Here is a 24,362-nt window from a genome sequence, read left to right on the forward strand (position 1 = left end):
AAACTTGAGTTTGTTCGATTTTCGCCAATTCTTTATATAAACAACGCTAACTAAATTCGGTATCGAAAAATGTTTGAACTAAAGGCCAGCCGTGTTGGTAATTTAAAAAATGACGTCCTATCAGGACTCACTGTTGCTCTAGCTCTTGTGCCAGAAGCTGTAGCATTTGCATTCGTTGCTGGTGTCGAACCTCTTGTCGGTTTATACGCAGCATTTATGGTGGGTCTTATCACCTCAGTTTTTGGTGGCCGTCCAGGTATGATTTCAGGTGCAACGGGTGCTATGGCGGTTGTCATGGTGTCGCTAGTAGCGCTGCATGGGGTTGAATATCTCTTTGCTACCGTGGTGCTCACCGGTATTCTGCAAATACTCGCCGGTATATTTGGGCTCGGTAAGTTTATTCGACTGGTACCTCACCCAGTAATGCTGGGCTTTGTAAACGGTTTAGCGATTGTTATCTTCCTTGCGCAACTTGGCCAATTTAAAGTGATGGACGACGGTGGCAACCTAGTGTGGATGCAAGGCAGTCAGCTATTTACTATGGCGGGATTAATTGCATTAACGATGGCAATCATCTTCTTCTTGCCTAAGTTAACACGTGCTGTACCTTCTTCGCTGGTAGCGATTGTTGTGGTTACCGTACTGGCAATCAGTATGGATTTAGATGCGCGCAACGTAGTGGATTATGTAAAAGATATGACAGGTAACCCAGAAGCAACTATTGCAGGTGGTTTGCCGACATTCTCAATTCCAGCTGTGCCGTTTAATCTTGAAACGCTTTACATTATTTTCCCATTCGCGCTTGTACTCGCCGCGATTGGTTTAATCGAATCATTATTAACCTTAACGCTAATCGACGAGCTAACCAATACACGTGGTCGTGGTAACAAAGAATGTGTTGCACAAGGTATGGCAAATACGGCGAGCGGATTCTTTGGCGCTATGGGTGGTTGTGCGATGATCGGACAATCAATGATTAATGTAAATTCTGGTGGCCGAGGCAGAGCGTCTGGTATTACAGCTGCACTAGCATTACTTGCCTTTATTCTATTCGCGTCACAATGGATCGAAATAATCCCATTAGCGGCGCTAGTTGGTGTTATGTTTATCGTTGTTATTGGTACCTTTGAATGGTCTAGTTTCCGCATTATGCGCAAAGTACCGAAAGCAGACGCATTCGTTATTGTGCTAGTGTCTGGTGTAACGGTTGCCACTGACCTAGCGGTAGCGGTTGTGGTTGGTGTTATTGTGTCAGCGCTAGTCTTTGCATGGGAGCATGCTAAGCACGTTATCGTTGAGCGCAGCAAAAATGATCAAGGTTCAACGGTTTATCAGGTTAATGGTCCATTGTTCTTTGGTAGTGTTACCCACTTTTTAGATCAGTTTGATATGGATAACGACAGTGACGATGTGATTGTTGATTTCAAAAACTCTCGCGTTGCTGATCACTCGGCGATTGAAGCCATTGATACATTAGCAGAGCGCTACACTGGCCGCGGCAAAACCCTGCACTTGGTGCACTTAAACCAAGAGTGTAAGCAGTTATTAGCGAAAGCGGGCGACCTAGTAGAAGTGAATGTGATAGAAGATCCAAACTATCATGTGGCAACAGACAAGCTTGCTTAATTAACTACATATAAACATTTCTTTAAAAAGGTGTGAAGCTTAAAGTTTCACACCTTTTTTAATGCGTGAAACAAGGCTGAACGCTTTATTTATTCGCGTGTTTAATATTATACTGGTGCCAATAATGTCCAACGATTGAACGCATGCAATTAGATTTTTTTGAAGTACCGAGCCCCTGTATCGGCATTTGTCAGTCAGATGACAAAGGCTATTGCAAAGGATGCATGCGTACCCGCGATGAACGCCAGTCATGGATAACGTTGGATAATGACGAAAAACAAAAGGTGATAAAACGTTGCGTGCAACGCAAGCGTAGAAAAGACGGCTTAGTTAAAACCAAAGCAGTTGAAGATGCGCCTGAAGTTAGCCAACCGTCATTGTTCGATCCCCCTGAAAAAAAATCGACACTCGATACCAATACAGACTTTGATTTTGACGATTTTGAACTGTAAATAGCAGTGTTGGGTGTTGACGAAAAAGTAGAATAATCAAACCAATTTATTGCAATGCTATGGAGAAGCCGTGCGCCTGTATAATGTTTTGTTTTGTGGCTTGTTGTTAAGCCAATCACTGTTTGTTGACGCCTCACAATCCTTTGCGCCTAGCTTGAGCAAACCGGCATTAGATCAGCAAATAAACACCATTTTAAAAGAATTTAATAGCCCAGGCATGAGCATTGGCGTAGTGCATCAAGGTCAGGTCATTCATCTCGAAGGTTATGGCGTGCTAGATATCGTGTCAAAGCGCCCAGTCACTGCATCTTCGCTGTTTAGGTTAGCCTCAACATCAAAAGCGTTTACTTCGATGAGCCTTGCTATGTTGGTGGATCAAGGCCTAATCAACTGGCACGACAAAGTGATTGACCATATTCCTGAGTTTCAACTCGCCGATCCTTGGGTTACTCGGCAGTTCCGTATCATTGACCTGCTAACCCATAATAGTGGTTTAATGTCTGGCGCAGGGGATGAAATGCTATGGCCAGAGCCAACTGGTTTTAGTCGTGAAGAGATTATTAGTAAATTAAAGTATTTGGAACCTAGCTATGGCTATCGCAGCCAGTTTGGGTATAGCAATGTGTTTTATATTGTCGCAGGGCAAGTGGTTGAAAAAGTCACGGGCGTAAACTGGGAGCAATATGTGCAGGACAATATACTCAAGCCACTTGATATGCGCTGTTTTGCTGGCGATATCGCACCAGAATTTCTGACCAATGTGGCAACTCCATATGGTGATGTCGACGGTAAATATTTCGCTATTCCAAGAAATGGTATTTTTGGTAAAACAACCGTTTCCGCTGCCGCAGGCGGCATGGTGTGCAGCGCCGAAGGCATGACCAAGTGGATCCAAGTGTTACTGAACAAAGGCAGAATTGACGATAAGCGTCGCCTTGTGAGCGAAAAGCAGTTTAATCAGTTAACACGCTCGCATACCATTTTATCTATTTCAGACGATCAGCAGGCTCTGGACAATACCCATTTTCGCACCTATGGCTTAGGCTGGCGCAAAGCTGATGTACAAGGCTTCGAGGTTATCTCACATACCGGCACATTGTCTGGTATGCAGGCTTATCTAGCCTTTGTACCCGAATTGGAATTAGGCGTTATTGTGCTGAACAATGGCTCGAACGGCAATGCCCGCAAAGCAACAATGCAGACCATATTGAAAGCGTTTATGCCGGCGCAGCAAGGGCAAGATTGGGTTAAGACTTATAAAGATATTCAGCAACGCGATTTAGCGCGTTATTTAGCTAATAGAAAACCACCCGTTGGCACGGGTGAAGTCACGCTTAGTTTATCTGATTATGCAGGGCAGTATCACGACAATATTATGGGTGATGTCTCGATTGTGTTGAAAGATGGCAAGCTTCATATCGACGTCAACAAAATGGTAAATATGAAGGGCACCTTAAAACCGTTGCAGCACAATACTTTTGTTACGCAGTGGCAAAACACCAATGCGGCTAGCAAAATGCTCGTGCGATTTACGTTAGGGGTTGATGGTAGTGTTAGTCAGTTTCAGTTTGCGCCGTTTACGTTAAAAAAGCGTAAGAATTATGCGTATAAGGATATGGTGTTTAAGAAGCAGGTATCTGATAGTGGGGTTGGGCAGTAGTATGAGTTTAAGTATTAAGGCTTTAATTTTTTTAATGACTGCAAATTTTAATATGCATGAGGGCAACTCGGTTATAAATGAGTTAATGATTGATGATATAAATTTTGTAATCCCAAGCACTTATAAGTTAAACGTAGCAGAGACAGCAACTAATAATAATGTTTTGTTTGTAAAAACTGCATTATTAGGAGTTGTAAGTGTCATAACGTCTCAAATAAAAATTAAACCTATAGATGAGTGTTCGATCTATTGCTCTACAAATACAATACCTAAAATTTTCAAACTCGAGGATGAAAGTACCTTTAATAGCTATCAATTTATTAAATGGAAAGTACTAAATAGTAGTAATATTGATAATAAAAATATCAAAGTAGGTGTAATAAGATTAAAAAAATTTGTGATAATTATCATAGATGACGAAGTAGTATGGGATGATTGGGTTTCCTTAGTTAAGAAAAGCAACTAGAAGTTAAAGCCTCTACCATTAACTAAGGCACCTAGCGTTTACTAAGACACCCCCTTCTACATTTTGTAATATTGATAGTAAGGAATTAAACTGCTATCTTGCTGTTTTAATTAGTAATTTAGTGTGGGTTTATGATTAGATTTTTGCAGTCTTATTGGACTTATACGAAATTCCCGCTAATAAGCTGTTATATTTCCAAGAGCCATTATGCTAAATCGAGCCGCAATAATAATTAAATACAAACAGCCTGCCGTTGATTGGATCAATGATGCTGACCCTTACGACACCCCCGGAATCTCAATAGAATCTGTTAATTCAGAGTCGCATGTTTACCTCATAGATCACGATGATGCTGAAGTACTAGATGATTGGATAAAACTGAACTACGAGGCTTTATTCTTTGACGAATTAATGGGGTGGTATACCGATGAATCTCTGTGGCCTAAAAAGCGAACATTAAGCCTTTTTAAAAAGTGGTTTCACATTGAATGTCATACGATTATTTTGGATACAGTAGGCACACCTATTGTGAGCGAGGAAATATAACAAGTGATGGAAAGGGATAAAACGAGCTTGTCATTTTTAGTTGCAAACGACGCAATAAAACTGCCAAACTGTTTTTCTCATTAATCAAGCGTTAGAAGCTCTCTCGAAAATTGGCGTTGTGACGCTATAGTGTTATAATGTTGTGGTGTTATAATTCCACACTGTTACTGAGAAATATTATGAGTAATCTATCTAAGCGTTCAACTGTTTATTTTGAACCTGCTATCCACCAAGCCTTAAAAATGCGTGCTGCATCTTCTGATGTATCTGTTTCTGAATTAATTGACGAAGCAGTACGACTACTGATGCGCGAAGATCAAGAAGATTTAGCTGCCATTTCAGAACGCTCAAAAGAGCCAGAGATCACTTATGAAGATTTCCTGAATGAGCTGAGAAATGATGGCAAAATATAAAATCACATTTAAAAAGTCCGTCCGCAAAGATTTTAAGCACATTCCTAAAAAAGATGTATCGAAAATACTGCATAAAATAGAGAGTCTAGCCGAAGACCCAAGATCCGAAGGATGTACCAAGTTATCTGGATCAGAAAACTATAGGGCTAGGCAAGGGTTATACAGAATCATCTATGAAATACGTGATGACGTTTTGATAGTTAATGTGGTCAAAGTTGCACACAGATCTACGGTGTATAAGAGCATCTAACAAGCGCATTAAAAAATAACTATGACACTCACCGTAACGTTGATTGGGGCGTTAATGGTCACAAGGTTGTCCGTCACTTCGGACTAAATTTCGAGAATTGAAATGAATAGTACTCAAAAGCAAGACGAACAAATCGCAGGCATGATCTTTTCTAAGATTTACCCGCTTTACGTGGCAAAAGTAGAAAAGAAAGGAAGAACTTCCGCAGAGTTGAACGAGGTTATTCGCTGGCTTTCTGGATATAGCGAATCTGAACTTCAAGCCCATATTACAGGTTCTAGTACGTTTAAAGAGTTCTTCTCTAGCGCTACAATTAATCCCAACTCGAAGCTAATAACTGGAAAAGTGTGTGGCTACAAGGTTGAGGATATTGAAAACCCTCTTACACAGCAGGCTAGGTGAATCGACCAGACTATTCTAGACGTTTTCTTGGTTCTTATGGACTGCCCATACTTCTCTAGACAAATTTAGCCTATTCTTTTTGCATAGGAGGAATAGTTATGAGCGGACAAAGATATACCCCAGAATTTAAAGAAGAAGCAGTTAAATTGATCACTAAACGTGGTTGTTCGGTAACCGATGTGTCAAATCGTTTAGGTGTGTCCCAGCACAGTATTTATAAATGGATTAAAGCGCAACAGCCTTCGCGTGTTCATAATGAAGGATTAGAGCTTATCGAAGCGAAAAAAGAAATCCTTAGGCTTAAAGGGCGGCTCAATAAAATAGAAGAAGAACGGGATATTTTAAAAAAGGCCGCAAGATACTTTGCAAGCCTGCACGAGTAAAGTATCGATTTATTCTAAAGCATCGCTATGAATTCAAGATTATGACAATGTGTCGTGTATTGAAAATCGCTAGAGCGGGCTATTATGCATGGTTGCATGCACCAGAATCCCAGAGAACGAAAGAAGATAAAAGATTGTTGCAACTTATTCGTTCTTCCTATGACGCAAGTTATGGTATTTATGGTTATCGACGCATCACGTTGGATTTAAGAGAACTAGGTGAATCTTGCAGTAAAAACCGAGTTCATCGGATTATGAAAGCCAATGATATTGCTGCTGTTAGAGGTTATAAACGCCATAAAAGTTACGGCTATGGCCGACCATCTATTGTCATGCCAAACCACTTAAATAGGGAATTTACAGTTGTTGCGCCTGACAAAGCCTGGGTTACGGACATCACTTATATCCGTACCTGGCAAGGTTGGCTCTATTTGGCGATTGTACTCGACTTGTATTCACGAAAAGTGGTCGGTTGGTCAATGAAACCAACATTGGCTAAAGATATTGTTCTAGACGCACTGTTAATGGCGATCTGGCGTCGTAGACCACCAGAATCTGTGATCATACACTCAGATCAAGGCTCACAGTACAGCAGTGGAGATTGGCAAAAATTTTGTCAACGGAATAATTTAATACCCAGCATGAGTCGCCGCGGCAATTGCTGGGATAATGCAGTAGCTGAATCATTTTTCAGCAGTTTAAAGAAGGAAAGAATTAAAAAAAGGATATACAAAACGCGGGAATTGGCCCGTGCGGATGTGTTTGATTATATCGAAATGTTCTACAATCGAATAAGGCGTCATACTCACCTTGGCGGTATGAGCCCAGAGGTGTTTGAGGCAGCCTCAAAATGAGGCTATTTATTGTCAAGAAAACTCTGGGCAGTCCATTAAAATAGGTATTATCATAATCAGCTGGAGACTGATTGTTTAAATATCCATGTTTTCTTTTACTGTTATAAAACATTTCGATGTAATCGAAAAAGTTTAACTAAGACACCCACCGTAACTGGAAAAATCCAAAAGCTAACCTAGGCTTAAGTTGAGCAAGTAAATTCCAAGGAGGGAATGATGCCAACACCAAGAAGCAAACAAATCTGTTTGCAAGCCACCCCGTATTATCATTGTGTTAGTCGTTGCGTAAGACGCGCATTTTTATGTGGTAAAGATAAAGTAACCAATACTTGTTATGAGCACAGACGAGAATGGATAGAGTGCCGTTTGTTGTTTCTAGCCAAAGTCTTTTGTATTGATATCTGTGCTTATGCGGTGATGAGTAATCATGTGCATGTGGTATTGCATATCGACCATGACAAAGTAAAAAGTCTAACCGATAGTGAGGTTATTAATCGCTGGCACAAGGTATGTAAAGGTACCTTGCTAACCCAGCAATTTGCTAAAGGCGATGATATTCATCAAAGCCTGCTGCCAACGCTAACATCCACTATAGAAATCTACAGACAACGTCCATTTGATATTAGCTGGTTTATGCGCCTATTAAATGAACCTATTGCAAGACAAGCCAATGCAGAAGATAACTGCACAGGAAGGTTTTGGGAAGGTCGCTTTACTAGCCAGGCGTTACTTGATGAAGCGGCACTAGCAGCTTGTATGGCCTATGTAGATTTAAACCCAGTTAGAGCTGGTATGGCTAAAACACCTGAGAAATCAGCGCACACCAGTATAAAACTTCGCGTTAAAGCCGCGATTAAAGGAGAACAACCTAAAGCACTCATGCCTTTTGTGGGTAATCCCAGAAAAGACATGCCAAATGGTCTGCCGTTTAAACTAGATGAATATATACAGCTCGTTGATTTAACCGGCAGAGTAATACGCGATGACAAAGCAGGACATATAGAAAACACCTTACCGACTATCATCAACAGGTTAAACATATCTACCGATAGCTGGCTTCGCCTCACCACGGAGTTTGAAAAACAATTTAAAGGCGCAGTTGGTCAACAAGCATCACTTGAGCAGTTTAGTGAACTTCAACAAAGACGACGACAGAATATAACCAGTAGCCAGCAACTCTTTGGCTAGCGACATAAAAGATAAACAAACAACCACCATAAAAACACCATTAGCCTGAGCTAAGGCATTGTTATAGTTAAAATAAGCCTATACACGTCAAATTCATCATGATGTAATTAAGAATCATCAAAATCACCTTAAAAGTTTCTAATTTTCTTGTGGAGCCAAACCAATATATGTGGCAATCTTTGAATCATTAAAACTATGGGTGGCTAAGTTAGTTTTTCTGCCTTGGTACTAAACCTATCCACGCAGAGAATGCACGACTCGTATCAAAATCTTTAGCATCACTGACGGTTGCAACGACAGCAGTGGCCGTGATTTCACCGACACCAGGAATCGACATTAAACGTTTAGCTGCATTCATTTGATTTGCAAGCTGATAAAGCTTTCTATCATGCTTAAGGATTTGTTGATTTAATCCTTTTATTTCTTGCCAAAGTTCATCAAGTAACTCTCTAGCAAGAAACGGTAAGTTATTCTCAGCATCTTCTAATATACCTGTAATCGCATGCTGCGCAGGGTATCGCCCTTTGGGCATCACGATACCAAATTCGGCGAGTAATCCGCGTAAACGGTTTATCAATGCTGTCCTATCTTTTATTGCCCCTTGGCGAATGCGGTGTAAACAAAGTACAGCTTGCTGCTCTTCACTTTTAATGGTGACAAAACGTGTTTTAGGACGAGTAACAGCTTCACATATTGCTTCGGCATCATTAGCATCGTTCTTCTCGTTTTGGCGATAAGGAATAACAAATTTAGATGCCATGATGCGTACATCATGCCCGAGCTTAGTAAATTCTCTTGCCCAATAATGTGCGCCAGAGCATGCTTCCATACCAATGATACAGGGATTTAGTTTTGCTATTTCGGCTAACAGTTTGTTTCGTTTGACTGTTTTGCGTAATTTACACTTGTCATGGGTATCAACACCATGGATACTGAATACCGATTTGGCTAAATCAATGCCAATTGCTTTAATTAGTGACATATGGACTCTCCTCTATTGAAGCTTTCTATCAACTTCACTATGGCACATTGATGCCGAGTGGGGAGTCCATATCATTCGTTAGGTGTAAACATGTCCTGTGACTGCACAGAGTATTCTGACATCGAATTTTTACGGAAAAAGATAAGCCAAAGAATAAAAGAGACGAAAACTCTAAAGAAGCGCCTTTCTCTTCTTTTAAAAAGCCCGGATGGGGAACATAGTCTTTTCCAATGCAACACATGTAAGCAGCTATGGCAAATGGCAAGGGCTTGGGTTAGTGGAAACGAACCATACCTATTTAGAGTTCCTGCGACTTCTGTACAAGATTGGTTGCAAGCACGTTATCAAGATCCAGATGAGCTGTTGGATTATGTGGTGTCTATCGAGGAATTTGATAGATTACCGAGCGGAAATAAACCTTGCAAAGTGGCAGGATGTGAGCGCGATGTAGTGAAAGGGCTATTTTTGTGTCACCGACATCATGTAGCAAGCCTGCAGAAAATTGGTAAGTGTCCAGAGTATCCCATTGGCAGAAATTTCGGCCCTTATGAGGTAAGTAAGTATGAGCTCTGAATCACACCTAACAAGGCAAGCTGCCGCTGCTGGCGGCTTTAGGTGTTCCTAAATTATGGTATCAATAATACTAGATTTGTTCGCTCCCAAAGCTAAAGCAATGATGAACGTTGAGCTAAATGGTAGTTTTGACTCTTTTATCGAATACTTAAGTAAGGAGCACAAAATCTTAAATCAAAGCGCTGATAGACGTAAATTTAGAGTTAAAGGTAGTTTCTTTTCAGATTTGAGAGCGACAAAGGTAATAGTTGGATCGAAAGCAAATCCAAAGCACTATGGAAAAGTAGGTTTTGATCTCGAAGTAATTTATCTAGACTCCAATCAAGTTCAATTATTGGCGGAGGAACGTGTGATTTTGGGGTACTTAGAATTGAAGGCTGTAGTTATCGCATTATCTAAGATGTTAGAAGATTTAACCTCTAGTTCTAATACAAAGGCCACCTAACACATATGAACCTTCCACCCGTCAATAGGCAATAAGGTTTTTTATTAGCTACCGCAAGGTAGCTAATTTGTTTAGCAATCAGCAAAATCTATTACTTCGCTCTGTCAGTTAACCGTTAAATCATTTACGGCAAACACATATTGAGGCTCTCTTAGTGTGATCTCATCACTGCCAACCTTGTCATTCCCTTCGTTAAGCTGGGGCACTAGACAGTTATCGGTTAACCTTAGTTGGCACTATTCAAGCGAATGATTCAGTGGCTAATAGCCCTGTTCAGTTAGTGTCAGGCTCAGCTAAGGTGTAAACGATTTTGCTCATTGTTTATTAGTGCGCACCAATAGGGTGTCTAATCAAGCCGACAAGGCTTATACAACGACAACACTTACCTGCAATGGGATGACAATTTCATACTTAATCGCAAATAATGCAAGGTTGTTCATGCTCATCCAGTTAGGTGTTCAGCTCACCCCATTGTGCGACTTAAACCGTTAAGAATCGTTCATCATCAAACACCGTTTTATGTTTCAGCATGTAGTAAACGCAGCGACCAATTTTATGAGCGAGTACTGATAAGGCTTTTGCTTTGCTCATGCGCTTTTGCAGTTTGTTCAAGTAGCGACGGGCTTTGTCATTTCCACGTAAATACAACACGGCTGCTTCACTGAATGCCCACTTTAAATGGCCGTTGCCTATTTTATTGCCTGACGTGCCGTAGGTTTTACCTGCCGATTCGGCTTTGCATTTGACTAAGCGGCAATAGGACGCAAAATTTTGTACAGATTCGAATCTGTCGATGTCGCCAATTTCATACAAAATTGTCATCGCGAGAATAATGCCTATACCTGGGATAGTTCTAAGTTGTGCGTAATAGTCTGGTCGATGCTGTTTGGCTTTTCGCTCAATAAAGTATTCAAGGTACTTTAGCTCTTTGGCGTAGCTATCGAGTATTGCTAAATCAAAATTCACATTACGTTGCACCACTTCATCGTCAAAGCGGTGACGAAAGGCTTCGCGCGCTGACGGATTTTTCATATGCAACTCTAGTGCTGGGTAGTTGTATTGGCTATTGGTATTAACGATATGCGCTTTAAGTTGTGCGCCATGCCTGACGAGCTTGGTTCTTCTGCGTAGTAAATCGCGCGTGGAGCGCATGGTTTGTGGGTAGGTATAGGCTAATGGGAAATTACCACCACGAAGTAAGCTGGCAATTTTATAGGAGTCTATTTTGTCATTTTTGGCTTTGCCGCCGTGAATGGCCTTCATATAAAGTGCATGACCGAGAACAAAATTAATGCCTTGTTGTTCGCACCAATCACTCACCCAGTACCAGCAATGCATGCATTCAACACCGATAACGATATTGCCAAAGTACGGTGAAAGCAGTTGATTTAATGCTGCTTGTTCAGCCTTAATTTTTTGGTGAACGACTTTTTCGCCGTCTCTATTCAAAATGCAGACATAAAGAATTCTGGCGTGTAAGTCGATTCCACAATAAAAATCGTGTAATTTAGTATAGAATTTCATTGAGCTTTCTCCTTTTGGTTTGGTCGCCTTGAAGTTTAGCCAATGGTTAAACTTCGGGGAGAAGGTTCAATAAGTATCAAGCCAATTAAAATTGGACAAAAAATAACTAAGACACCTAACGCAACTTGAAAAGTCAAAAAGCTAATTTAGGCTGAAGTTGAGCAAGAAAATTCCAAGGAGGGAATGATGCCAACGTCCCCTCCAATACTGCCACCCAAAAATCTAAATATTAAACTGCACATACAGTGTATTGTAATTACTGCCGCCTTTGATGCGTCCATATTGTGAGGATTGTTCAAAGATCGCTGATCTGTGGTGAATACTCCAACCCACCCAAACATCGTTTAGTGCATTAACGTTGAATAAATCACCTAAACTCACATCTAATGAAAAATCGAGATAGTTGATAAACTTACTTGGGCGATAACCTTTCTCTTCCATTTCCGTTAATTCGATATAGGTCATGTCTGACACATAAGAAAAGCCTTCGGCAACGCCAAAGCGCCACGCTGTTGGCCACGTAAAGGTGTAATAGGCTTTAATACCAACATCATATTCTTGGATATGTTGGTCAATTTGAACGGAGTTAGTATCTGATGGTAAGTCGCTGTTTTTCCAGTGCCAACCAATACCCGTTTGCAGATATATGTCGATTGGCAAACTAAACAGTTCGTCTGTTAGCGGGTAACCATAGAACAATGAAGTCATTTGGTTGTTATAAGGATCTTTTTCCCAATCAAAGCGAATGATATCACCAATATTTGATGGTGTGGCAAAGCCGTGAGCTATACGCAAATACCCTTTATTGCGCAGCTTTTCTTTACGTTGCTTGGTGATGTCGTTGAAAAACGCAAAGCCTAAATAAGCTTCGCCATGGACACTCTTGTCGACTAGCTGTTGGTCGTTAAAGCGCGCATCTTTGGCAGCACTATCTATTGAGGTAACAGCAAATGAACCAATCAAATAGAAGTTAGAGGCAACGTGATAGCGCGTTTCTATTTTGCCGGTAAACTCTACGCCACCGTCGATACGTTGCTGAGTAATGTCTTCTAATGCAAAGTATCGGCTGTTGAAATCTTCACTTTTAAAGCGTGCGCCAACACTGGGCATAAACTCCCAGCTGCCCGTTTGAAAATACCATTGGTTATTTACGTTGGCGTAAAGGTTGCCGTCTTTATCGGTGAGTAACTCGGCATCTAAATGGCTGTTGTAGCTAAATTTACGGCGCAGTTGCACACCGAAATCCCAACCATCACCATGGACTTGGTTCTGATAAGAGGCGGGAATATCGAAAAAGCGTAATCGCGAAAATAAGTTAACCTGCCAGTCTTGGTTTTCGTAAAGGTGATAACCACCTTCTATGCCTCTTAGGTAAAAGTCTTCACCTTGAAAAAATAGCATTGGGACGAAGCTTGTTACTTTATCTTCAGGTGTTGCAAACGGAATGCTCGCTTGTCTGACGGCAGCGCCTAATCCCCAGTTTTGTTCCGAAAACACTTTTTCGTCTTCAGCTAATGCTGAATGTGACAATAGGGCGCAGCTAATGCTTGCTAACACAACTCGCTTCATATTTTTATTCCATTTTCAGTTGGTTAGTTATAACTGTAGCGAGTTTTGGCTAAAATGTTAATCTTTGGTAAATGTTTATTGGTAGGGAAGTGCGTTTAGTTTGAACTGCCATGTTCGCCGCCAGTGCTAGCAAATTGGTTGCATTGTGCCATTTGTTTACCATCAGGGTAAAAACACACAGGCAAGGTACCGTTTTCTCTGCCACGCCAGCGCTGGCCAATGTACGAGATTTGGCCATTATCGTAATACCATTTCACCTCTCCGTGAATGGCACCTTTGTCTTTTTCAGCAAAGTACTTGATAGAACCATCGGCGCGGTAAATCTTTACATACGTGTCCGTTGATTCTATCTGTTGTTCATCTGAAGGTGGCGCTAATAGGGCAAAACTTAGCAGTAAAGCGTTAAACATAAAGCGCCATCATAAAGAAGTGACAAATTGCTGCGGCTAATACAAATAAATGCCAAAGTGCATGCATATACGGCACGCTTTTCATGGCATAGAAAATAACGCCAATCGCGTAGGTTAAACCACCTGCAACTAATAACACCAAGCCACCTGTAGGTAGCTGTTGATACAGCGGCTTAATAATCGCAAGCGCAGCAAACCCCATAATTAAGTAGGTCGCTAGCGATATCTTTTGATACTTACCGGCAAATTTTATTTTAAACACAATACCAATAATGGCGCAGCTCCAGATGATGGATAGCATGGTATAGCCAACAACTCCTGGCACTGTGATCAGCATCAGTGGTGTATACGATCCTGCGATCAACAAATAAATGGCGCAATGATCGATGCGTTTTAAAATAAATTTCGCTTTTTCGTTTAATACAGCATGGTAGAGCGTAGAAGCCATAAACAGAATGACTAACGAAGCGCCATAAATTGCGAAACTAGTAACATGCGTCGCTGTTTGATTATAGGCAGCATACGTAACAAGAAAGGTGAGTCCTATCACACTTAATATTGCGCCGAGTCCATGGCTAATCGCGTTTGCGAGCTCTTCGCCCAGCGAATATTGGGAAATAGCGTTAGTCATATATAGTTTTAGTGTACAAGTGTACGCTGAATTTTATCAGCATTGTTCGAATAATAGAAGTAGTAAACCAGATTTATTGCCGTTGGTCATGTGTTAATTTTGTATGTTTTTTGTACAGAAATGCTAATTTAAAGTTGCACTATTGACGAGGATCTATAGAATGGATCCTAATAACAATAAAAAAGAAGCGGTAATTCAAGGTATTATGGGTGAAGGTCGATATATACTAATCGTCGACGATGATCTGATCAGACGCGAACAACTTGAAATGGTGCTTGCCTTTTCCGGCGAACCATTCAAGGTGTGCACCCGTGATTTACTGCAAGAAAATGTCCGCTCCCTCAATGAAATCCTTTCGATCGTCCTCTGTGGCGAGATCACCGACGACTATCTAGATATTGTTAAACAAAACCCGGCATGCCCATTTATGCTATTTGACGTAGACGATGAATCGTTAATGGATCCTTGTCGCAACGTGGTAGGGCATTTATCGTCACCGTTAGAACAAAAGCAACTGGTTAATTATATTTACCGTTGTCATCAGTATCACAATAAACTGCCGAGCAAAAAGAGCCGTGGTTTAAAGTCACGTAAGCTATTTAAAACGTTAGTTGGGGTAAGCCAACCTATTCAACAAGTACGTTTTCTTATTGAGCAGGTTGCCAGTACAAAAGCTAACGTGTTGATATTAGGTGAATCTGGTACAGGTAAAGAAGTAGTCGCGCGAAGTATTCATGAACTTTCACCTCGGGCGAAGAAGCCATTTGTGCCAGTTAACTGTGGTGCGATCCCGTCGGATCTTTTAGAAAGTGAATTGTTTGGCCATGAAAAAGGTGCGTTTACCGGCGCTATCACAACGCGTAAAGGGCGTTTTGAATTAGCCGAAGGTGGTACCGTATTTTTGGATGAAATTGGCGATATGCCGCATCCAATGCAAGTTAAGTTACTTCGTATACTGCAAGAGCGCACGTTTGAACGGATTGGCAGTGATAAAAGTATAAAAGCGGATGTCCGCATTATTGCGGCAACTCATCAAAATTTAGAAGACATGCTGCAAAAGAAAACGTTTAGGGAAGATTTGTATTATCGCCTTAACGTATTTTCAATCAGCATGCCGCCGCTAAGAGAAAGACGAGAAGATATTCCGCTGTTAATTGAAGAATTAACCGAAAAATTCAAACAAGAGCATGGCGCTGGTGTAAGGTTTAATGACCAGGCTGTGTCGTCGTTACAACAAGATAACTGGCGCGGTAATGTACGTGAATTGGCAAATTTGATCGAACGCATGATCATCATGTATGGCAATCAAGTGATTAATGTTCACCAACTACCAGACACCTACCAGCACATTGGTGGCGAAGAATACATTCCTAAGTATCCGGATGCCATTGTAGAGCCCGAAGTGTTTAATGAAATACTTTCGCGCTTTGATTATCTTAAAGATGAAATTCCTCAGCAACGAGGTCCTGCGGTACAAATTGCAGACGTTGATGAGCTGCCTGAAGAAGGGCTCAACCTTAAATCCTACCTAGCCGATCTTGAAGTTTCTATGCTTACACAGGCATTAGAGCGCAATGATTGGGTTATCGCACGCGCCGCAGAAATGCTCGATATGGGTCGTACAACACTGATTGAAAAAATGAGAAAGTACGATTTGAAAAAAGAGTATAGAGAAAAAACTAGTTAAACTTTTTTCCACTTCCTTGTGCATTTTTTTGTTTTTATCCGGTCAAACAGGTAACATTGTCGCCATTATGCGTCATAGCACCCACCATCACGTGCTGTGAACACTGGCTTTACTCTGTTTTAATTCGTGGAATAACAAAAATTCAAGGGATGCATAGTGAGTTTGAGCATTTACAGACTAGTTGCTTTATTTCTTCTACTTTTATTATCAGGCTGTGCAACAGGCCCTGATGACGATCCAAAAGATCCGCTAGAACCATTAAACCGTCCACTTTGGACGTTTACTTATGATTATGCTGACAAGTATGTCGCGCGTCCTGTATCGCTGACATACGGCGAATACATGCCCATTTTTATGCGCACGGGCTTGTATAACATGGTGCAAAATTTAAATGAGCCTTCAACGTTTGTGAACCATTTATTGGTTTTAAACTTTGAAGAAGCTGCCAAAACATCGGGACGTTTTGTGCTTAACTCCACCATAGGTGTACTTGGCTTTTACGATCCTGCCGCCGATTTTGATTGGGCAAGAAACGAAAAAGAATTTGGTGAAGTGCTAGGTCGATACGGCGTACCAGACGGCCCATTTTTGGTAATACCAGGCTACAAAGCAACGTCGGTGCGTGAAGAGGTTGGCGATTTTATCGATGAATACTATTGGCCTTATACCTTGTTTGGTTTTTGGCCGAGTTTAGCGTTTTGGGGCATCAATGCGATGGAAAATCGTATCGCGTTGGTTGAACAAGAACCCCTGCTGGAAGATGCGTTTGACCAATATGAATTTGTTAAAAACGCGTATTTCCAGAACATGAAATACAAGGTGTGGGATGGTAACCCACCTGTTGAAGAATTACCTGAAGACGACGAAGATTTTGAAAACTTCCTAGATGAAATGGACGATTTTGAGTCGTATGACGATACAGAAGAACCAAGTAGCGAAACAAGCGATAACTAAACTTGTTTTGCTGTTGAACTGTATATAGATAAGTTTAAGCAATATTTAAGAGGCGTTTACGCGTGTACTTTTCTACAAATAACATGGAGGCATTGGCCTCATTTTCCCTACGCGAAAAACAACAAATCATCACGCTGGCTGGTGAAAAGCTGACCGCGCCGCAAAAGTTTGTCATCAATATACTTAAGCTTATTTTATTGATCCCACCATTTATGTATTTAGCCAACCTAGCGTGGGGGCCATTCTTAGTCGCCGTGGCAGGTGCTGCGTTGTTTTATGTTGTTGTGTTAAGGCCGATTTATCTCAGTTATTGCGTTGAGCATTTAGATGCGGCAATTAAGCAGTTTAAGCGCATGCAGCAAACGGAAGAAGACTAAAGCTAGCCCCTTAAAAGTAGTAACGCAAACTCGCGTAAGCACTTAGTGGGTATGCGCCAAATTCAGAGCGTGTCACGATTTGTTGCTGGTCTTGAATCAGCGCATCGCCATGGGTTAAGTAAACGCCAAAGTCTGAATATAAGTTGTCGCTCCAACTCGTTTCCATACTTAACGTAACAAACGTTGATTGATCGGATAGGTTGATAAAGGCGCTTGCAGCAAGCGTATTTAGCGCTGACAACTGCCTTGATAGCGACGGAATAATATAGTGCTCCCCAAACAAGAAAACGCCGCCTCTTAAATAGGGCGCTGTCTCTGCTAACTGGGTGTAGTCTTCGGCGTTGTTACTCCCTGCGCCATTGTAGTGGTATTCAGCCATTACTATCGTATATTCGTCCAAGGCATAGTCAAAACCTATTGAGCTTCTTAAGTAGTTGTCAGTAAACTCTGGGGCGGTATCTGTAATTGTATTCGGAAGCGGATCGCCATTTGCAATAAGGTAAGCGGCTTCAAACCAAAAGCCAAAGTCGCCAATTGCACGTTCAATACCACCACCAAGCAACAAAGCAGAATCTAATGCGATAGCGATAGCTTCTACATCGTTAACATCAAGTGTCATTTTAGTGCGAACGAAGGCGGCGATATTCTCTTTTTCGGCATCTTGACCAATAATTACGCCAGTATCTAAAGTGGAAAAGTCGCCAAGTGCAAACTGAGCTCTTACTGCATCTATACCAATACGGTATTCCTGATTTAAGGTTTGAATCGCAAAGGGCACAAAGATATCTGTCGGATTAATAAAGCGGGCGCTACCGAACGAGATCACCTGCCTGCCCAGGGTTAAATCTCCCCATGTATCTGAATATTGATAATTGAAGCGATCTAGATTTTGTAGTGTCACAAAATCGCCGTCTTCATCACCTATATATTGATCAAGATCTTTATATCGATAACGATTACTTGCCAACGCAAAGGTAGAGCCGAGCAATTCATTGCCGCTCAGTATATTTGCCTCGGTGAAATAAATTGGTTGAATTTCATAATGCACTTCAGCATTGTGATTTCCGCCCAGGTAGCTAAACATAACCCGTGCGGCGTTTTGTGATTGATTGCCAAGCGCAAAGTCGTCAGCGCCATAAATCTCGATATCTTGTTGATACAGCAAGTAGCTTTTTAAGTACCCGGTAACATCGAAATCGTCTGCCAAAACAGGCAATGGCAAGCATAACAGGGCTGTAAGACTAAGGCTTCGTAACATCTTCAACTACTTTGCCATCGACCAGGCGGATAATACGTTTGGCGCTATCCATAATTTTGGGGTCGTGGGTTGCAAAAACAAAGGTCATGTTGTTTTCTTCATTAAGGGTTTTCATTAAATGGATTAAGTCCATTCCCGTATGAGAATCGAGGTTAGCGGTGGGTTCGTCTGCCAAAATAATACTCGGTTTAGATACCATAGCGCGAGCAATAGCGACCCGTTGTTGTTGCCCGCCAGAAAGCTGAGCAGGCCTTCTATCGGCTTTTCCGGTTAAACCAACTTGTGCCAACATATCGTCTACACGCTGTTTGCGTTCTTTAGCACTTACCCCTTGAAGTAACATGATGTATTCCGCGTTTTCTTCGGCGCTAAGCACGGGAATTAAGTTGTATGCTTGGAAAATAAAGCCAATATGATCGCGTCTAAAATCAGATAACTCTGCGCCGGTCATTGAACTGATGTTTTTACCATCTAGCATCACTGCGCCGCTTGAGGGATTGTCTAGTCCACCAATCATCTGCAACAGGGTTGTTTTACCCGAGCCTGATGGGCCAATTATCGCCGTAAATTCACCTTCTTCTATGGTGATATTCACGTTTTGCATAGCCTGCACAAGCGTATCACCTTTACCAAAGTGTCTACATAAATCGATAGTTTCAATAACTTTGCTCATGTGTTTCCTTTTTAGGTTTTTCGCATTGCGATTGAAGGTTGTAATTTGGATGCGTGTATTGCCGGATACAAGCAAGCTACTATAGTGACGGTGAGAATGCCTAACGCCAGCTCAACAAATGTGAGATGCGACATAATGAGCTTTATTGGTTCATTTAAGGTCACGCCAGATATCTCCATCGACTCACCCAAGGTAATGCCATGAATACTACCCCAGTAGGATAAGGCATAACCCAGTATTAACCCAGCAGCAATGCTGAGCAGCCCAATGTAAAAGCCTTCTTTAATGATTTGCCAAAACAGTTGCGACTTACGCGTACCAATAGCCAACAAAATACCAAATTCATAGTGTCGCTCGTAAATAGACATAAACATGGTATTAATCAGCCCCAATGCAATCAAAATGTACATGATGATGGATACAATCAAGGTGGAGAATCCTGACATATCGACCATGCTACTGATTTGAGGAAACAGTGCTTTCCAACCTAAAAACTCAATGTCTTTGTCATCAAACTGATGCCAAAACGGATCGTCTTGTTGATCGACGATTGCCTTGTCATTTAGCTGCAGTGCTATTTCATGGACACCGTCGATATTCACTAGTTGCTTTGCTTTATCTATATTGATAAAAAGCAATCCGCTATCCATTAGCCTGTCGTTAAATGAAAAAACACCGCTTAATCGAAATAGCTCTTGCGACAATTCACCGCCATTGGCCTGTGAGATAGTGACAACGATTCTATCGCCTAGAGACACTTGCAGAATATCTGCTAGTTCCTTACCCATGATCAGCTCTTGCGGCTTGCCACTTAGATATTCACCTTCAACTATTGCCTGCGCAATTTTAGATACTTGTGCTTCTTTTTCGCCGTCAATGCCATAAACAGCGCCTGCTGATACATTTTCTGACGATGACACCATGCCAGAGGCAATGACGCGAGGCGAAACGTATTGTACTTTCGGCGATGCCGCTAAGGTGCTTTCTATACGTTCGACATCGGTCATATATTTGTCGACATCATTGTTCTTTCGATACTGCGCGTGATGCAGTTGCGCTTCACCTAAAAAGGTACTGGTGGTGATTGAAACCATAGATTTCATATAGCCTCGCACCATAGCATCGGTAAACATTAGCGCTGCTAGACAAGAGGCTATTAACAATATGGTGAGTATGGTTCGGCGAGTGTTTCGAAAAATGCTTCGCAATGCCAACTGAGAGAGTAGTGAATATCTAGCCATAAGCGCTCCTAAGTTGCCTGCATTGCTTCAACGGGCACAGTGCGCGCTGCTCTGATGGCTGGAATAAGGCTAACAAAGCACGTTGAACCAAGTACCACGAGCGTTGGCACGCCAATCACGAAAAGGCTGAATTCGCCAAGTAAGCTATCAAACAATACCCCACCCATATCGATTGGATCTGGCAAGGTAATACCATAGGTTTGCAAATAAAAGATAAGCCCAGCAGAAAAGATGAAGCCGATCAGGCAACTAAACAACGCCAATAAGAACGACTCAAGTAATATCAATCTAAACAGCGTCATTGGGCGTGTACCTATCGATTTAAGCACGCCAAATTCTCTCGTGCGCTCCATAGTACTCATCAATACAGTGTTTAACACGCCAATAGAAACCAGCAGCATAATGATGGCTTGGCTGGCATAGTTGCCTTGTTTATCCGCTTCCATACTTTTGTAAAACGATTCTTCAACTTCTTGCCATGGAGAAACGGTGAGTTGCTCTGGTAGTTGCAGATCACGTGCAAAGGCACGGGCATATTTTTGATGTGCCAGCAAAATAGCAATTTCATGTACTTGATTTGACGTCGATAGAAATTGGCTCATGGCCTCCATCGACAAATAAACATTGTTGCGTTCAAACGAATCTGACGTGCCAACAATAGCGTCAACAATAAAGATATCATTAGCGATAGAACCATCAATACCTTGTGAAATCAGTATTAACTCATCGCCCAAACCTAACCCTAAATTATGCGCTAAGGTAACACCTATCATAGCAGGGTAGTAGCCGTCTTGATTCGCGCCATAGGTTAGGTATTTCCCTTGTTTTACTTTGTGTTTTAACAAAGTTGTGTTTGCTTCAAGCTTTGGATCTATGCCAACCACTTGTGCTGGAAAGGTTTTGTTTTTTCCATAGGCGAGAGAAGGGCCATACAAACGCGGCGAGGCGCTAATTACATTGGGGTTTTGCTGCAGTGAGGAAAGAATGGTCTCTGGGTCGTCTATTGTTTTATAAAGCGAGGGACGTTTTAAATAGTTGCCCTTATGAATTTGAACATGACCGGTATGATCTTGAGTAAAAATATCGATCATATTGTTATAACTACCTTCAGATATAGACAACATCGAAGCAAGTAAAAAATAGCCACCGCTCATACTCAGCAAGGTGAGTATGCTGCGACGCTTGTTACGTAGAATATTTCGAAAAGCTAGCCTGACGATCATTTAAAATCTTTTCTTTAAGTTTCTCATGGTAAACGTTGATTCATCGATATCAACGTTAAACTTGGCATTACTATATTCAATCACGGTTTTGTGCCCCGTTTTATTAAGAGGCGTCATGGTCATTACCGCCGGAATTACTTTGCCGCCGAAATCAGTAACCTTTGAAAAGGTCATGGTGCGCACTTTTTCCCCTTTCTCATTGAAATAGTTTTGCTCGAGAGGCAATAAGTCTGAGCTCTGCACTATGATGGTAATTTTGGCCCACACAGTCACCGTTTGTTCTTTTGGTAGCAGTGATAAATGCAGTTGTTCTCCTTCTTCTTTTACTGTCACCGAATAGTCGTCTACAAGCGAGGAATCTTTAACTAAATCATCATTGGTAAAATCTGATCCCATCCATGAACCCATCATCATTGATGGAGGCACTTTGATTACTTTGTTGATCTTTGGAAAGTAATTCCACATTTCCGTGTCTTTCTTTAGGGTAGAAACGCCTCTGTCTTTTTTCGGGCTAAGCACGCGGAAAAAGGTTTCTTCCATGCCCTTTGTCCAGCTTTCCATTTCCATAGTGCGTTGCCAATTCGGGGTGACAATAGTCATTTTCATGGTAGCGATAGAAGAGTCTGAACGATAAAGCTCATCGATTTTCTTCAATATAGCGGTGCCATCTTCACTGGCAAAGGTGAAACAGGAAAAGCAACTGATTATTAGCAGGGGAAGCAATCTTTGCATGGCTATCTCGCTGATATTTATAAATTATTAGAAGAATCTTTATAGATAATGTAGCGCCTAACCTAGAGTTTATCCAATAATTTGTTGCTTAAACAAACCCGCCTCATTTTTGTCTGCTGCGTTATGCATACGTATGCATAAGCGGTGTTAACACACTGTAACAGTCATTGTCTGTGTACTGGATAAAATGTTGTTAATACAAAGATTTAAACCATCGATATCTTGTTGAATAGTTAACTGGAATATATCGGTTTTCACTTAAAAGGAATGTGTTATGAAAACATTAATAGCGCTAGCAGCAGTATTAACATTGTCGGCATGCTCAGCATTGCAACACAGTGAGCGACCTGAAACGCAAGTTGTTCCTGTGGGGAAGTACAACTTAAAACAAGGTGACTCACTAACCTATGTCAGATCAAGAATAGGGATGTACGACGACAATATCTGGTGCATTTACGATAAGAATGTCGATACACGCGTAAGCTTCAAGCAATATGACTTAGGCAGGTACTGCCCGAAAAAAATTATTGTTGAGAGCTAATCACTCATTAGCTTTATCTTAAGTAGGTGATAGTTGCCTAGTATTAACTGGCGCTATCACGACTTGTTCCATTAAGTCATTCTTAACAGCTCAATTAAACGCTCAAACCGCTGCTTCTAATTGCCCCCTTATAGATAAATACTTGCATCTTTAACACAGAGTAAATAGGATATGACTGTGTACTGTTTTTATATACAGTGATATGAGAAAGATTATTCATGTGGATATGGATTGTTTTTATGCTGCTGTCGAAATGCGAGACAATCCTGAATTAGCAGACAAACCAATAGCTGTGGGCGGTAATGGCCCCAGAAGCGTGCTGAGTACCTGTAATTATCTGGCGCGTTCATTTGGCGTGCGTAGCGCCATGCCAGCGATTAAAGCAAAACAACTATGCCCCGATCTGGTCATAGTGCCTGGTCGTATGGATGTGTATAAGCAAGAGTCACGCAAAATTCATCAAGTCTTCAGGCAATATACAGACATCATCGAACCACTTTCTTTAGACGAAGCCTTCTTAGATGTAACCGATGTCACATTTTGTGGTGGCAGTGCCACACTGATGGCGCAAGAAATACGAGAAAAAATATATCAAACCACCGGTTTAACTGCATCAGCGGGTATCGCCCCAAGTAAGTTCATCGCTAAAATTGCCAGCGATGAGAATAAACCTAACGGTCAATTTGTGGTAACCCCTAACGACGTTGAAGGATTTGTTGCAAACCTGTCTTTAAGAAAAATACCTGGCGTTGGTCCTAAAACCGCAGAAAAGTTAGGGCATTATGGTTTTGTTTCTTGTGCTGATGTAAGAAAGTCTTCCCCTAAGGTACTGCAAGACATTGTTGGCAAATTTGCACTAAGCCTATATCAAAAAAGTCATGGCATAGATGATCGACCGGTAAATACCGACCGTATAAGGAAGTCGATTGGAGTAGAAAGAACCTTAGCGCAGGATATAATCGCCCATAGTGACATGGTCGCTATGATTGATGACTTGTATGAAAAACTCTTGTTGCGCTGGCAACGGGCTGACAAACCGTCGATCAAGTCGATAGGGGTTAAAGTAAAGTTTAATGACTTCACCTTAACCAGTGCCGATCATCAAGCAGAAGCATTTGATGCAAAGGCATTTTTACCCTTGCTTGAAAAAGCAGTGGCAAGGGGCGAGCAAAAGAGCGTTCGCTTAATTGGCTTACATTTAGGGTTAAATACGCAAGAGGGGCAAGTCAATCAGTTAGCATTGCAGTTTGACGAATAATTCAACGCACCCTACTCTAGAAAGATGATAATAATAAGTGGAGA

General features: G+C 41.5%; 26 protein-coding genes and 2 pseudogenes. 17 read left to right on the forward strand and 11 right to left on the reverse strand.

What is annotated here, in order from left to right; all coding sequences use genetic code 11:
- Positions 1-69: 69 nt before the first annotated feature.
- The 9 genes from QUD85_RS04155 (at position 70) to QUD85_RS04195 (ending at position 7,052) form a co-directional block, all read left to right on the forward strand.
- Positions 70-1,626: a SulP family inorganic anion transporter gene (locus QUD85_RS04155; protein WP_093327658.1), complete on the forward strand. Its 1,557-nt coding sequence runs from the start codon at positions 70-72 to the stop codon at positions 1,624-1,626.
- A gap of 143 nt (positions 1,627-1,769) precedes the next feature.
- On the forward strand, positions 1,770-2,078 hold the full coding sequence (locus tag QUD85_RS04160; RefSeq protein ID WP_093327657.1) for a DUF1289 domain-containing protein: 309 nt from the start codon (positions 1,770-1,772) through the stop codon (positions 2,076-2,078).
- Positions 2,079-2,148: 70 nt separating this feature from the next.
- Positions 2,149-3,738 carry a serine hydrolase gene (locus tag QUD85_RS04165; protein WP_093327655.1) on the forward strand — a complete coding sequence of 530 codons (1,590 nt, stop codon included), beginning with the start codon at positions 2,149-2,151 and terminating at the stop codon, positions 3,736-3,738.
- Position 3,739: 1 nt separating this feature from the next.
- The gene (locus QUD85_RS04170; protein WP_093327654.1) at positions 3,740-4,204 is read left to right on the forward strand and encodes a hypothetical protein; all 465 of its coding nucleotides are present in this window, start codon (positions 3,740-3,742) and stop codon (positions 4,202-4,204) included.
- A gap of 207 nt (positions 4,205-4,411) precedes the next feature.
- Positions 4,412-4,750 (forward strand): hypothetical protein, encoded by a 339-nt coding sequence (locus QUD85_RS04175; protein ID WP_093327652.1) that lies wholly within the window; start codon positions 4,412-4,414, stop codon positions 4,748-4,750.
- 179 nt (positions 4,751-4,929) lie between these two features.
- The gene (locus QUD85_RS04180) at positions 4,930-5,163 is read left to right on the forward strand and encodes a ribbon-helix-helix domain-containing protein (RefSeq protein ID WP_093327651.1); all 234 of its coding nucleotides are present in this window, start codon (positions 4,930-4,932) and stop codon (positions 5,161-5,163) included.
- On the forward strand, positions 5,150-5,413 hold the full coding sequence (locus QUD85_RS04185; RefSeq protein ID WP_093327649.1) for a type II toxin-antitoxin system RelE family toxin: 264 nt from the start codon (positions 5,150-5,152) through the stop codon (positions 5,411-5,413). Before QUD85_RS04180 ends, QUD85_RS04185 begins: the two co-directional genes overlap by 14 nt.
- A 102-nt stretch (positions 5,414-5,515) precedes the next feature.
- Positions 5,516-5,815: a DUF2200 family protein gene (locus QUD85_RS04190; RefSeq protein ID WP_093327648.1), complete on the forward strand. Its 300-nt coding sequence runs from the start codon at positions 5,516-5,518 to the stop codon at positions 5,813-5,815.
- 98 nt (positions 5,816-5,913) lie between these two features.
- Positions 5,914-7,052, forward strand: a protein-coding gene (locus QUD85_RS04195; protein ID WP_218139571.1) for an IS3 family transposase whose coding sequence is annotated in 2 segments (ribosomal slippage) — positions 5,914-6,172 and positions 6,172-7,052 — 1,140 coding nt in all. Because the reading frame shifts where the segments join, the coding sequence is not laid out codon by codon here.
- Between the two features lie 55 nt (positions 7,053-7,107).
- On the opposite strand, the pseudogene QUD85_RS15275 reads toward QUD85_RS04195, so the two are convergent.
- Positions 7,108-7,170 (reverse strand): annotated as a pseudogene (locus QUD85_RS15275) (hypothetical protein); the annotation flags it as partial.
- A 98-nt stretch (positions 7,171-7,268) separates the two neighbouring features.
- Between QUD85_RS15275 and QUD85_RS04200 the strand changes: the two are divergent.
- Entirely contained in the window at positions 7,269-8,240 is a 972-nt protein-coding gene (locus tag QUD85_RS04200) for a transposase (RefSeq protein WP_093327643.1), read from the forward strand.
- Between the two features lie 217 nt (positions 8,241-8,457).
- Here the strand turns inward: QUD85_RS04200 and QUD85_RS04205 are convergent.
- Positions 8,458-9,222, reverse strand: a pseudogene (locus tag QUD85_RS04205) (IS110 family RNA-guided transposase); the annotation flags it as partial.
- A gap of 258 nt (positions 9,223-9,480) precedes the next feature.
- On the opposite strand from QUD85_RS04205, the gene QUD85_RS04210 reads away from it, so the two are divergent.
- Together QUD85_RS04210 and QUD85_RS04215 are read left to right on the forward strand one after the other, a co-directional pair.
- Entirely contained in the window at positions 9,481-9,795 is a 315-nt protein-coding gene (locus tag QUD85_RS04210; RefSeq protein ID WP_143047913.1) for a hypothetical protein, read from the forward strand.
- A gap of 55 nt (positions 9,796-9,850) precedes the next feature.
- Complete coding sequence (locus QUD85_RS04215; protein WP_093327640.1) at positions 9,851-10,240, forward strand: hypothetical protein; 390 nt, start codon at positions 9,851-9,853, stop codon at positions 10,238-10,240.
- 480 nt (positions 10,241-10,720) lie between these two features.
- Here the strand turns inward: QUD85_RS04215 and QUD85_RS04220 are convergent, their stop codons facing one another.
- From QUD85_RS04220 to trhA, 4 genes are all read right to left on the reverse strand, one after another.
- The gene (locus QUD85_RS04220) at positions 10,721-11,764 is read right to left on the reverse strand and encodes an IS110 family RNA-guided transposase (protein WP_286219531.1); all 1,044 of its coding nucleotides are present in this window, start codon (positions 11,762-11,764) and stop codon (positions 10,721-10,723) included.
- 222 nt (positions 11,765-11,986) lie between these two features.
- On the reverse strand, positions 11,987-13,333 hold the full coding sequence (locus tag QUD85_RS04225; RefSeq protein ID WP_093327189.1) for a MipA/OmpV family protein: 1,347 nt from the start codon (positions 13,331-13,333) through the stop codon (positions 11,987-11,989).
- A gap of 95 nt (positions 13,334-13,428) precedes the next feature.
- A complete protein-coding gene (locus tag QUD85_RS04230; RefSeq protein ID WP_093327191.1) occupies positions 13,429-13,743 on the reverse strand; it encodes a toxin-antitoxin system YwqK family antitoxin in 315 nt (104 codons plus the stop codon).
- Positions 13,736-14,374, reverse strand: a complete 639-nt coding sequence (gene trhA / locus QUD85_RS04235) for a PAQR family membrane homeostasis protein TrhA (protein ID WP_093327193.1) — start codon at positions 14,372-14,374, stop codon at positions 13,736-13,738. The genes QUD85_RS04230 and trhA overlap by 8 nt, the downstream gene beginning before the upstream one ends.
- A gap of 160 nt (positions 14,375-14,534) precedes the next feature.
- On the opposite strand from trhA, the gene QUD85_RS04240 reads away from it, so the two are divergent.
- The 3 genes from QUD85_RS04240 (at position 14,535) to QUD85_RS04250 (ending at position 17,392) form a co-directional block, all read left to right on the forward strand.
- Positions 14,535-16,061, forward strand: coding sequence for a sigma-54 dependent transcriptional regulator (locus QUD85_RS04240; protein ID WP_281241737.1), 1,527 nt, complete (start codon positions 14,535-14,537; stop codon positions 16,059-16,061).
- A gap of 156 nt (positions 16,062-16,217) precedes the next feature.
- Positions 16,218-17,015, forward strand: a complete 798-nt coding sequence (locus QUD85_RS04245; protein ID WP_093327195.1) for an MlaA family lipoprotein — start codon at positions 16,218-16,220, stop codon at positions 17,013-17,015.
- A gap of 62 nt (positions 17,016-17,077) precedes the next feature.
- On the forward strand, positions 17,078-17,392 hold the full coding sequence (locus QUD85_RS04250; protein ID WP_143047903.1) for a DUF6170 family protein: 315 nt from the start codon (positions 17,078-17,080) through the stop codon (positions 17,390-17,392).
- A 10-nt stretch (positions 17,393-17,402) separates the two neighbouring features.
- Here QUD85_RS04250 and QUD85_RS04255 read toward each other — a convergent pair whose 3' ends face one another.
- From QUD85_RS04255 to QUD85_RS04275, 5 genes are read right to left on the reverse strand one after another with little or no spacing between them, the layout of a single operon-like run.
- On the reverse strand, positions 17,403-18,650 hold the full coding sequence (locus QUD85_RS04255; protein WP_093327198.1) for a hypothetical protein: 1,248 nt from the start codon (positions 18,648-18,650) through the stop codon (positions 17,403-17,405).
- Complete coding sequence (locus QUD85_RS04260; protein ID WP_093327200.1) at positions 18,634-19,323, reverse strand: ABC transporter ATP-binding protein; 690 nt, start codon at positions 19,321-19,323, stop codon at positions 18,634-18,636. Before QUD85_RS04260 ends, QUD85_RS04255 begins: the two co-directional genes overlap by 17 nt.
- Before the next feature lie 11 nt (positions 19,324-19,334).
- Complete coding sequence (locus QUD85_RS04265; protein WP_093327202.1) at positions 19,335-20,564, reverse strand: ABC transporter permease; 1,230 nt, start codon at positions 20,562-20,564, stop codon at positions 19,335-19,337.
- An 8-nt stretch (positions 20,565-20,572) separates the two neighbouring features.
- The gene (locus QUD85_RS04270) at positions 20,573-21,787 is read right to left on the reverse strand and encodes an ABC transporter permease (protein ID WP_093327204.1); all 1,215 of its coding nucleotides are present in this window, start codon (positions 21,785-21,787) and stop codon (positions 20,573-20,575) included.
- On the reverse strand, positions 21,788-22,519 hold the full coding sequence (locus QUD85_RS04275) for an outer membrane lipoprotein-sorting protein (protein ID WP_093327206.1): 732 nt from the start codon (positions 22,517-22,519) through the stop codon (positions 21,788-21,790).
- 274 nt (positions 22,520-22,793) lie between these two features.
- Between QUD85_RS04275 and QUD85_RS04280 the strand changes: the two genes are divergently transcribed.
- Together QUD85_RS04280 and dinB are read left to right on the forward strand one after the other, a co-directional pair.
- On the forward strand, positions 22,794-23,060 hold the full coding sequence (locus QUD85_RS04280) for a YdgH/BhsA/McbA family protein (RefSeq protein ID WP_093327208.1): 267 nt from the start codon (positions 22,794-22,796) through the stop codon (positions 23,058-23,060).
- A 202-nt stretch (positions 23,061-23,262) separates the two neighbouring features.
- Positions 23,263-24,318 (forward strand): DNA polymerase IV, encoded by a 1,056-nt coding sequence (gene dinB, locus QUD85_RS04285; protein WP_093327210.1) that lies wholly within the window; start codon positions 23,263-23,265, stop codon positions 24,316-24,318.
- The last annotated feature ends 44 nt before the right edge of the window (positions 24,319-24,362 follow it).

The sequence above is a fragment of the Thalassotalea agarivorans genome (genome assembly GCF_030295955.1).
Classification (GTDB): Bacteria; Pseudomonadota; Gammaproteobacteria; order Enterobacterales; family Alteromonadaceae; genus Thalassotalea_D; species Thalassotalea_D agarivorans.